Origin of the sequence: Synechococcus sp. MU1655 (genome assembly GCF_023630655.1) — a bacterium.
GTDB lineage: Bacteria > Cyanobacteriota > Cyanobacteriia > PCC-6307 > Cyanobiaceae > Synechococcus_C.
On sequence record NZ_JAKUHK010000048.1, the window covers coordinates 1 to 9,817 of the forward strand.

Consider the following 9,817-nt stretch of genomic DNA (forward strand, 5'->3'; position numbering starts at 1 on the left):
ATTCGGTAGTCACGTCGCAAGAGATCAGCTGTGAGGTCATCACCGTCTTGTCTTGCAAGATCGATCGTCCATCTCCCCAGCACCAGGCGGGCCATATCCCTGTCTCGATCGAGCACCACGCAGGTGCCACCAAACTCTTGAGCAAGTTTGCGGACTTGTCCCAGCGCATCCGCTGGAACCACCATGTCGAGATCTGGATGCTCTGGCAAACGGTTCAGCAATCCGTCACGGACGGCTCCGCCCACCAGCACCGTTCCTGTGGGTAAACGATTGAGAGGGATCGGCCAGCGTTGCGGCTGCAGCCGTGTCATCAGTTGGCATGCCATAAAGCCGGCCTCCCCCTCCAGAATGGAGTCCTCTTCAGAGGTGGGGTGGATGTGCATCTGCGTGGATTGCCGCTGGGTGGATCGTTGTCAGGCCTATCACGCTGTGGAACGGCAGCATGGTGTGGCTCATCTCAATGACAAGCCTGACGTGAGTCCCCAAGATCCACGCATTCATATCAGCCTTCATGACCTCAGCGGGGGGGGCGTTGGCGTGGAATGGGATGTGCAAGCTTGCTCCAGCTTTGAGGCTGATTACGGACGATGGCAGCGATTGCGCCCTGAACAGGAGTTGCCCCGATGAGCCGTTGGTTGCTGGCGATGCATAGTTCGAGTGAAACCCTCGGCCTTGCCGTTCGCGACGCTGAAGACCCCACTGGGGGAGTACGTATCCTCTCTCGCTCGATGGGACGTCATCTCACCAATGGTTTGATTCCTGCTGTTGAGGAACTGCTCCCACGAGCGGAATGGGCCTCGATTGGCCGTTTGGCAGTGAGTACAGGTCCAGGAGGGTTCACGGGGACTCGCTTAACCGTCGTGATGGCCCGCACCCTGGCTCAGCAGTTGGGTTGTCCTTTGCATGGCGAGAGCAGTTTCGCTTTGATGGCCCAGCGGTTATCCGCCGTCTTAACGCCCAGTCAGGCTTTGGAGCCCTTCTCGATCATTCAGCCCCTTCCCCGTCGTGGTCGAGTCGCTGGGCGCTACCGCCTACGTTCCGGCTCCGTCCCTGTGGAAGAGCTAGAAAAACCTCGTTTACTTAGAGAGGACGAAGAGCCATCTCCCGCTCTGACCATGGAGCTTGATGTTGCTTCGGATGTGCAGCATCTTCTTGAGCGTTGTTGCCACTGGGAGCAGGAGGACGCTCCAGGCCCCTGGGAGCCTGTGCTGCCCATTTACCCCACCTCGCCTGTGGGTCCGGTCTAATGGCCCCAGGTTGGCGCTCCTCACTCGTGATCCTTGCTGCTTTGGCTTGGGCGACGACGACTGGGCCCTTAAAGCCTTTCCGTAAGGCCCTCACCACGGTTGAGCCTCCGCAACGCATTCTCGTGCTGGGAGGAGATCTTGATCGTGAACGGGTAGGACTGCGATTGGCGCAGCAGTTGGAGCTCCCCTTGGTGGTGAGTGGCGGCAGCAATCCGGAGTACGCGAAATGGCTGGTACGGGATGCCGGGTTGGACCAGAGCCGGGTTGTGCTCGATTACCGAGCCAAGGACACCTTCACGAATTTCACATCTTTGGTTGATGACTTAAAACGCGATGGTGTGAGACACGTCTATTTGGTCACAAGCGAAGATCATTTGCCCCGTGCCATGACCGTGGGACGGCTGGTGGCAGGAAGTCGAGGGATCCGTCTCACCGGGGTGCCCGTTGCTTGTCAGCCCTCCTGTGGAAAGGAGACGTTGGGCAAGCGCTTGGGAGATGGGCTCAGGGCGCTGACTTGGGTTGTCACAGGTCAAGACCTCAAGCCTTGGGTCCTACGGAATTGGCCTCAAGGAGTTCCAACGCCTTGATCGATCAAGGCATTGATGCGCCGTTGAAGCTCCTGGGTTGTGGCTTCTAGCTCAGGCTTTTTCCGACCGGTCGGCGCAGGAATGGGCTCTCCGATGCGAAGTGCAACCGGAACGAGTCTTGGCCAGCCCCTTCCCGCACCTAGGGCGCGATGGCTGTTGATGATTGCCACAGGGAGGAGTGGCGCTCCACTGCGTGCAGCAAGCAAGGCTGCGCCTGGTCTGGGTTGATTGACGCGGCCGTCCACTTGACGGGTGCCATCGAGGAAGACACCGATCGCCCAACCTTCTTGAAGGCGAGCTGTGGCTGTACGAATCGCCTCTCGATCACTGGCCCCCCGTTTCACGGGATAAGCGCCGCAGGCGCGAATAATGCCTCCCAAGATTGGGATCCGGAAGAGTTCGGCTTTGGCCATAAACGCCACAGGACGGCCCAGAGCGTGGCCAAGCAAAGGCGGATCGAGATGGGAACCGTGATTCGCGACCACAACCAATGGCCCTTGAAGAGGCACCAATGCGTTGCCGCTCGTCCACCCTCTTAAGAGTCCTCGAAAGATCGGAAACACCACCAAGTAGCTCACGAGCTGATACATCAGGCTCGGTTTTGGCGCGACTAGAGGGACGACAGCAGAGCCTTCGCTCGGGCTGGGTACAAGAGGGGACATGGCTTCTTAGAGACCTAAATCAGCAGAGCTCGAGAGCTGGACGGTCGTGACACCACTCATGGCCCTTTTGGCTAGGCCACTAAGCACATTCCCTGGTCCCACTTCGACCAAGGTGTCGACCCCCTTCGATGTCAGCGTTTCCATGGTTTCTCTCCAGCGAACACCTGTGGTCATCTGTTTACACAAACGTTGCTTCAGTTGAGAGGCGTCACTGCATGGGGTTGGATCGGTGTTGCTCAGGACAGGAACGCGAGCATCTTCGAAAGCCAGGCCCTCCAGATGGACCTGAAATGCTGCAGCCGCTTCTGCCATCAAGGGTGAGTGGAAAGCTCCTGATACGGCGAGGGGAATCGCGCGTTTGCAGGTGAGTTGCTCACTCACGCTTGTCACGGCCTCCGGGGTTCCTGAGATCACGACCTGCGCAGCGCTGTTGTCATTGGCGATCACCACGCCATCGGTGTTGTTGACAAGGCTTTCAAGCTGATCGCGGTCAAAGCCGATCACGGCAGTCATCGCTCCGCCTCCAGCGGCTGCCATGAGCTCTGAGCGCCGCTGCATCAACGCAAGGCCTGTCGATACATCAAACACACCAGCGGCATACAGCGCTACGAGTTCTCCGAGACTGTGGCCAGCCACAAACGCTGGCTCGCGCTCCTGTCTGCGGAGTTCATCCACAATCAGGCTTTCAACGACGAAGAGCGCTGGCTGGGTGTTGCGTGTGTCGTTGAGATCGGCGGGATCGGCTTGCGTATCGGCTTCCCCTTGGCAGATCGCCAGCAAATCTCTGCCAAGCAGACTAGAAGCAAGTGCAAATCGTTCTTCCGCTCCGGGAAGGGTCAGCACGGGCGAAGCCATGCCCGACTTCTGAGACCCCTGACCGGGGAACACCCAGGCAATCGTCATCGTTGGCAGGTAAAGATGGCTGGGAGCCTAGGCGGGACCTTGCCAACGCAACAATGCAGCCCCCCAACTGAGGCCAGCTCCAAAGCCACTACTCGCTAACAGGTGACCAGGTGCCACGCGGCCGTCGCGTACGGCTTCGTCAAGCATGAGCGGGATCGTGGAGGCAGAGGTGTTGCCGTAGTTCGCCAAGTTGCTCAAGACCTTGGAGTGAGGAATTGAAAATCGATCCGCTACGGCATCCAAAATGCGCTGGTTGGCTTGATGAAGCAGCAGCCAGTCCAGTTGGTCAGGGGTTGTGGCTGTTTGCTCTAGAAGCTCCTTGAGGATGGCTGGCACTTCGCGCACGGCAAATTTGTACACCTCTTGTCCATTCATTTGAATCGGCAGATAGCCGCCGCATTGATGACGGGTGGTGTTGACCAGAGGAAGACTGGTGGGGATCTGCGGCAAGGTCAGCGAATGGCCGCGGCTGCCGTCGCTGCGCAACTTGAAACCCAATAAGCCATCGGATTCTGCAGAGGTGGCTTCGAGGGCAACGGCGCCAGCCCCGTCACCGAAGAGCACGCACGTGCTTCTGTCGTCCCAGTCGACAAAGCGGCTCAACTGGTCGGCGCCGATCACGAGCACCCGTTGCATGGCGCCTGTGCGCAGGTATTGGGCGGCTGTCACGAGCGCGAAGAGAAAGCCGCTGCAGGCCGCCGTGAGGTCAAAGGCCACGGCGTTGTGCGCGTTTAATCCGGCCTGAACTCTTGGTGCTGATCCAAACAGGTCGTCAGGGGTGGAGGTGGCTAGTAACACCAGGTCGAGGCTTTCAGGCTCCCAATGGGCCATCGCCAGGGCCTGTTGCCCAGCACGGATAGCCAGATCATTGAGCGATTCATCTGGAGTGCTGACGCGCCGAGACTGAATGCCGGTGCGTGTGCGAATCCATTCGTCACTGGTCTGCACCCGCTCGCTGAGGTCAGCATTGCTGATGGTTTGGTTCGCCTGGGCGCTGCCACTTGCGACCAGAGCCATGCCACGGAAGGGTGGGGGAGTTCCAGCCAATGTGGAAGCGCTGTCAGTGGCGCCAGTCAATCACAGTCCAGACTGGTTGCTTCAGCTTTTGAGTGGTGCTGGCTTGCTGAGTTCGGCGAGATCGTCCATCACGCCATGACTTGCAGCGGAGTGAGCCAAGCGCAGAGCGCTCACGACGGATAGGGCTTTGCTGCTTCCATGGCCGATGACACAAATCCCATTCACACCAAGGAGAAGTGCACCGCCGTGTTCGGCGTGATCGAGCCGTTTCTTGATCCGTTTGAGATTGCTGCGCAGGAAAGCTGAGCCAACTTTGCCGCGCCGCCCCCTCGGTAATTCAGCTCTGAGAACGCCGAGCAGAACACTGCCGACCGATTCAAGGAATTTCAGCAGCACATTTCCAGTGAAGCCATCGCAAACCACCACATCAAATTCACCGGACAGAACATCTCTTCCCTCGCAATTTCCTGCGAAATGAAGACGGGTTTCGTCTCGAAGTAATTCATGGGTGCGTAGAGCGAGTTCATTCCCTTTGCATTCCTCTTCGCCAATGTTGAGCAAGCCAATGCGCGGGCGATCGACTTGGAGAACATCTCGGGAATAGATGTTTCCGAGCAAAGCAAATTGATGCATGTAGGCAGGCTTGCAGTCCATGTTTGCTCCCACATCAAGGACCAGCACAGGCTGGCCTGGGTCTTTGGTGGGGAACAGCGCTCCAATGGCGGGTCGATCGATCCCGGCAAGGCGACCAAGGCGAAAGATGGCAGAAGCCATCACAGCGCCAGAATTTCCCGCGGAGTAAATCGCCAAGGCGTCTCCGCGCTTCACTAGATCCATGGCGACATTGACGCTGGCATCACGCTTCCGGCGCACAACAGTGGCTTCCTCATGCATTTCCACGGAAGGTCCGCTGGGGATCAGCTCTAGGTGGCCTGCGTTGATCGCGTGGTTGAGCGGTTCTGTGAGTCCAGAGGCCTCAGCAGCCTCCATGACCCGGTTGGTTTCGCCGACAAAGCGGATTCGCAAGGGCAGTCGATCGATCGCTTGCAGAGAACCCTCCAGGATCTCCCCAGGGGAATGATCTCCACCCATTCCATCGACAGCTACCCAAAGGCGATCACTGTCCTTGATGAGTCCGTCATCACCGACCTCTGTGGTTTGCAAGCGGCGCAGCGGGTCCATCACCGGTTGGAGCATTTGCCCCGCCATGCTTCCGGCGTTAGTGACAACGCTTCCTGCCATCGATCCGACCGATTCAGCAACGTTGCCCGCAGCGCTGGCAGAGGTGGTGGCGGTGTCGACGAGACTGGTCACGGCGCTATTGCGCCGATACCAAATCACAAGTCTTCTCACCGCCTTTGATCGGCGTGGTCTGCTCCGGGCTTCTTCGGCCGGGCTGAATTCAGGATCCTTCGGGTGCAACGGAATCGATGATGCGCTGGAACAAGTAACCGGTTCCCCGAGCCGTCAGGATCAGCTCGGGATTGGCCGGATCGTCTTCGAGTTTGGAGCGAAGCCGTGAGATATGAACATCCACGACCCGGGTATCCACGTGACGCTCAGGTGTATATCCCCACACATCCTTCAAAATTTCACCGCGGCTGAATGGTTCGCCAGAGCGACCTACGAGCAGTTCTAGGAGGCTGAACTCCATTCCGGTGAGACGGATCCGTTCATCTGCACGGAACACTTGACGCTTATTAGTGTCGATCCGTAAATCTGCGACTTGAATCACTCCAGAATTGGGGATTCCAGCGATCTGTTCTTTCTCTACCCGGCGCAGAACGCAGCGGATTCTTGCTTCAAGCTCTTTGGGACTAAACGGTTTAACGACATAGTCGTCAGCACCCAGCTCAAGCCCGGTAATCCTGTCTGCAACGTCACCCAAGGCGGTGAGCATCACGATCGGAACATCCGACTCCTTGCGTAATTCTTGGCAGACCCCATAGCCGTCAAGCTTTGGCATCATCACGTCCAAGACCACCAGATCTGGATTGCACTGTTCAAAACTTTCGAGAGCTTCCGTGCCATCGCAGGCGGTTACAACGTTGTAACCAATCATCGACAGGCGGGTTTCCAGAATGCGTCGAATACTCGCCTCGTCGTCGACAACGAGAATGGTTTCCTTGCTGGCGGCTGTGGCCGTCATATCCGAACTTATTTCGTACTGGTATTGGCTACAGATAAATGGACGGAGGCCCCGTTCATTCACCGAAAGCCAACTTTCTTCATAGTTCGACGTGTCCCGACCCGCTTCAATCTTTGTTTGTCAGAGCTGTGGTGCGCAGACTCGGCAGTTTTTTGGCCGCTGCAGCAGTTGCGGTAGCTGGAATTCTCTGGTCGAGCAAACCGCTCCGAAACACGACGGGCGGCGCAGACGTGCTCCTGCCGAGGCAGCAAAGGCTCCAGTGGCGCGACGTTCGACCGCTATGGCCGATCTGGGTGATCGGCCGATTCAACGTCTTGAGAGCGGCTACCCAGAATTAGATCGCGTATTGGGCGGTGGAGTTGTACCCGGTTCGCTGGTGCTTGTGGGGGGTGACCCAGGGATCGGTAAAAGCACGCTGCTGCTTCAAAGCGCTTCGGTCATGGCGAACCGTCTGTCCGTTCTCTATGTCAGCGCTGAGGAATCAGCTCAGCAAGTGAAGTTGCGCTGGTTGCGCTTGGGTGGAGAGAGCGAGGGGCTTCAACTGCTTGCCGAAACAGATCTCGAGTTGGTGTTGGAAGAGCTCGAGGCTCTGCAGCCCGATGTCGCCATCATCGACAGCATTCAGGCCCTGCATGACGCCAACCTGTCGAGCGCTCCGGGATCTGTTGCTCAAGTGCGGGAATGTGCCGCGTCTCTGCAGCGATTAGCCAAGCGTCAGAACACGGCTTTGCTGCTTGTCGGCCACGTGACCAAGGAGGGGCTGTTGGCAGGACCCAAGGTTCTCGAGCATTTGGTGGACGCCGTGCTCACCTTTGAGGGGGATCGTTTTGCGAGTCATCGACTTCTACGTGCCGTTAAAAATCGCTTTGGTGCCACCCATGAACTCGGCGTGTTCGAAATGCAGGGTCAAGGTCTTGTTGAGGTCAACAACCCGAGCGAGTTGTTTCTGAGTGGTGATGAGGCCAGTGGAGTCGCGACGATTGTTGCCTGTGAGGGCACCAGGCCTCTTGTGGTCGATCTCCAGGCCTTGGTCAGCACCACGAGCTATGCGAGTCCAAGACGCACGGCTACAGGGATTGCGGTCAATCGTTTGCATCAGATCCTGGCGGTGCTCGAAAAGCACATGGGCTTGCCGCTGTCACGTTTCGACTGCTACCTCGCTGTAGCTGGTGGCCTCGATGTAGAGGAGCCTGGGGCTGATTTGGGGGTGGCTGCTGCTGTTGTGGCGAGTTATCGCGATCTCATCTTGCCGGCAGGAACCGTCTTGCTCGGTGAACTGGGCCTTGGTGGGCAGCTCAGGCCTGTTGGGCAGTTGGAGTTGCGCTTGCAAGAGGCCGTCCGCCTTGGATTCAGACGAGCAGTTGTTCCTAAAGGGTGTGGACTCGGAACTGGGGAGGCCAGCTTGAACTTGGAGCTGCACGAAGCTGGCTCGATCACGGAAGCGCTTGTTCTAGCCCTTGGTGTGAATCCTGCTGATCACGACGCATGACCCTCAGAAGTACACGTCCACATTGCTGCGGCCGGTTGATTTCAGCCAGTTTTCAATTTCGAGGTAACCACCTGGATTCAGCCTCACGGCTTGGGTCCAAACGTTTGCGGCTTGATCAAACCAGCCATCGGCATCATCACGACGTCCCTCTTCTTCAGCAGTGCGACCGCGTTTTTCAAAAATCAGGCCCATGTTTTTCAGGCATGACGGTTGCTTGGGGTTCTCCTCCAATGCCTTTTGGTAGGTCTCCAGCGCTCGCTCTTCCTCACCATTGCTCATATAGATGATGGCGATATTTTTGAGGGTCTCCCCCCTGTCGATCGGGTTCTCCTCAAGCTTCAGGCTTTCCTCGTAGTTTTCCAAGGCTTCGGCGTAATCACCGTCGTTCTGGGCGGAGAGCCCGTCGCGGTAATACACATAAGCTTCTTTGGAACGGGCATTAATCGGCAGCAGCTTCACGATCAGATCTGCCATGACCGTGAAGCTTTTGTCGATAAAATTGTCGTTTCGATTACTGCGCGGCACAGGAAACCCAAAAAAGGTGTGACTCCATCCTGACTGGAATCAGCAGCCCTGCCTAGCGTTCAAGAATGCGTTCTGCAGTTGTGACAAATTCCGCTAACGCCACAAAGTCACCTCCCACGATGCTCTTAGACGTGGAGGGAATGAAGTGTGGCGGTTGCGTTCGTTCGGTTGAGCGCACGCTTCTTGATCAACCTGGGGTCTGCGAAGCCAGCGTGAATCTTGTCACTCGCAGCGCTTGGCTTCGCTTTGAAAACGATGCTGTTGCTGATCTTGATGGAGTGGTTGAGGCCTTAACGGCCAGGGGTTTCACTGCCCATCCTCGCGAGATCAATACCTTTGGTGCAGCGGTTGAGGCTGATCGCAGTTGGGGTTGGTGGAAGCAGTGGCGTCAGTTGATCGTTGCTCTTGTCTTGCTCGTGTTGTCGGTGGTGGGTCATCTGGCTGAAGCAGGAACCGTCCACGTTCCAACCCTTGGTTCGCTTCCTTTTCACGCTGGCTTGGCCACCGTTGCTTTGGCAGGGCCGGGAAGGCCCATTCTGATTGCCGGATGGCGCTCAGCTCGAATGGGTGTGCCAACGATGGACACCCTGGTCAGCCTTGGTGTTGGAAGTGCCTATTTGGCCAGCTTGGTGGCTTTGGTTTGGCCTCAGGTGGGTTGGCCCTGCTTCTTTAACGAGCCAGTCATGCTCTTGGGCTTTGTGTTGCTGGGTCGTTTCCTAGAAGAGAGGGCTCGCCATCGCACGGGCCGTGCTCTACAGGACCTAGCGGCTCTCCAGCCCGATGTTGCTCGATTGTTGATGGACGATGGCGCGATTCGGGAGGTGTCTGTTTCGGCGCTGCGACCAGGGGAAAAGATCCAGCTTTTGGCCGGCGATCGTGTTCCAGTGGATGGAATCGTGCGTGAGGGGCATTCGGCCGTGGATCTCTCCAGCCTGACTGGGGAACCTTTACCTCTGGATGCCTCTCCAGGCGCTGAGCTCAGTTCCGGCAGCCTCAACCTGGAGGCCACCTTGATGATGGAGGTGCAGCGGATTGGTCGTGAAACCGCTCTGGCGCGCATCATTGATTTGGTGGAGCAAGCCCAGGCAAGAAAGGCGCCGATTCAGGGCCTTGCCGATCGAGTGGCCGGTCAGTTTTGTTACGCGGTGGTGAGTTTTGCCGTTCTCACGTTTTTGTTTTGGTGGCAGGTCGGGTGTCGTCTCTGGCCTCAAGTTCTTGATGTTCCTGTCGCGTTGATG

General features: G+C 57.5%; 12 protein-coding genes. 5 read left to right on the forward strand and 7 right to left on the reverse strand.

What is annotated here, in order from left to right; translation table 11 throughout:
- The coding region (locus NCN04_RS03970) for a nucleotidyltransferase family protein (RefSeq protein ID WP_502988748.1) at positions 1–326 on the reverse strand (326 nt) is incomplete at its 3' end.
- 49 nt (positions 327–375) lie between these two features.
- Here NCN04_RS03970 and NCN04_RS03975 point away from each other — a divergent pair.
- Genes NCN04_RS03975 through NCN04_RS03985 form a run of 3 tightly spaced genes read left to right on the forward strand, consistent with a single transcriptional unit; the run spans position 376 to position 1,834 of the window.
- Positions 376–627, forward strand: coding sequence for a Ycf34 family protein (locus NCN04_RS03975; RefSeq protein ID WP_250395245.1), 252 nt, complete (start codon positions 376–378; stop codon positions 625–627).
- Positions 624–1,247 (forward strand): tRNA (adenosine(37)-N6)-threonylcarbamoyltransferase complex dimerization subunit type 1 TsaB, encoded by a 624-nt coding sequence (gene tsaB / locus NCN04_RS03980; RefSeq protein WP_250395242.1) that lies wholly within the window; start codon positions 624–626, stop codon positions 1,245–1,247. Before NCN04_RS03975 ends, tsaB begins: the two co-directional genes overlap by 4 nt.
- Positions 1,247–1,834 carry a YdcF family protein gene (locus NCN04_RS03985; protein ID WP_048347352.1) on the forward strand — a complete coding sequence of 196 codons (588 nt, stop codon included), beginning with the start codon at positions 1,247–1,249 and terminating at the stop codon, positions 1,832–1,834. Before tsaB ends, NCN04_RS03985 begins: the two co-directional genes overlap by 1 nt.
- Here NCN04_RS03985 and NCN04_RS03990 read toward each other — a convergent pair.
- The 5 genes from NCN04_RS03990 to rpaB form a co-directional block, all read right to left on the reverse strand.
- Positions 1,813–2,496, reverse strand: a complete 684-nt coding sequence (locus NCN04_RS03990) for a lysophospholipid acyltransferase family protein (RefSeq protein ID WP_048347351.1) — start codon at positions 2,494–2,496, stop codon at positions 1,813–1,815. The genes NCN04_RS03985 and NCN04_RS03990 overlap by 22 nt on opposite strands.
- A gap of 6 nt (positions 2,497–2,502) precedes the next feature.
- Positions 2,503–3,399 (reverse strand): ACP S-malonyltransferase, encoded by an 897-nt coding sequence (gene fabD, locus NCN04_RS03995; RefSeq protein ID WP_250395243.1) that lies wholly within the window; start codon positions 3,397–3,399, stop codon positions 2,503–2,505.
- A 27-nt stretch (positions 3,400–3,426) separates the two neighbouring features.
- Entirely contained in the window at positions 3,427–4,416 is a 990-nt protein-coding gene (locus tag NCN04_RS04000; protein WP_048348345.1) for a beta-ketoacyl-ACP synthase III, read from the reverse strand.
- Between the two features lie 81 nt (positions 4,417–4,497).
- Entirely contained in the window at positions 4,498–5,838 is a 1,341-nt protein-coding gene (gene plsX, locus NCN04_RS04005) for a phosphate acyltransferase PlsX (protein WP_048347349.1), read from the reverse strand.
- A complete protein-coding gene (gene rpaB / locus NCN04_RS04010) occupies positions 5,819–6,565 on the reverse strand; it encodes a response regulator transcription factor RpaB (protein ID WP_048347348.1) in 747 nt (248 codons plus the stop codon). The genes plsX and rpaB overlap by 20 nt, the downstream gene beginning before the upstream one ends.
- Positions 6,566–6,656: 91 nt before the next feature.
- Here rpaB and radA point away from each other — a divergent pair, with 91 nt between their 5' ends.
- Positions 6,657–8,054, forward strand: coding sequence for a DNA repair protein RadA (gene radA, locus NCN04_RS04015; RefSeq protein ID WP_048347347.1), 1,398 nt, complete (start codon positions 6,657–6,659; stop codon positions 8,052–8,054).
- 3 nt (positions 8,055–8,057) lie between these two features.
- Here the strand turns inward: radA and NCN04_RS04020 are convergent, their stop codons facing one another.
- Entirely contained in the window at positions 8,058–8,528 is a 471-nt protein-coding gene (locus NCN04_RS04020; RefSeq protein ID WP_284498561.1) for a photosystem I assembly protein Ycf3, read from the reverse strand.
- Between the two features lie 116 nt (positions 8,529–8,644).
- Here NCN04_RS04020 and NCN04_RS04025 point away from each other — a divergent pair.
- The coding region (locus NCN04_RS04025) for a heavy metal translocating P-type ATPase (RefSeq protein ID WP_250395244.1) at positions 8,645–9,817 on the forward strand (1,173 nt) is incomplete at its 3' end.

Bases quoted from the DNA above. Each gene is read 5' to 3' on its own strand.
- NCN04_RS03975 (WP_250395245.1), top strand. From the start codon at position 376: ATGTGCATCTGCGTGGATTGCCGCTGGGTGGATCGTTGTCAGGCCTAT.
- tsaB (WP_250395242.1), top strand. From the start codon at position 624: ATGAGCCGTTGGTTGCTGGCGATGCATAGTTCGAGTGAAACCCTCGGC.
- NCN04_RS04020 (WP_284498561.1), bottom strand. From the start codon at position 8,528: ATGGCAGATCTGATCGTGAAGCTGCTGCCGATTAATGCCCGTTCCAAA.
- rpaB (WP_048347348.1), bottom strand. From the start codon at position 6,565: ATGACGGCCACAGCCGCCAGCAAGGAAACCATTCTCGTTGTCGACGAC.
- NCN04_RS03990 (WP_048347351.1), bottom strand. From the start codon at position 2,496: ATGTCCCCTCTTGTACCCAGCCCGAGCGAAGGCTCTGCTGTCGTCCCT.
- fabD (WP_250395243.1), bottom strand. From the start codon at position 3,399: ATGACGATTGCCTGGGTGTTCCCCGGTCAGGGGTCTCAGAAGTCGGGC.
- NCN04_RS03985 (WP_048347352.1), top strand. From the start codon at position 1,247: ATGGCCCCAGGTTGGCGCTCCTCACTCGTGATCCTTGCTGCTTTGGCT.
- NCN04_RS04000 (WP_048348345.1), bottom strand. From the start codon at position 4,416: ATGGCTCTGGTCGCAAGTGGCAGCGCCCAGGCGAACCAAACCATCAGC.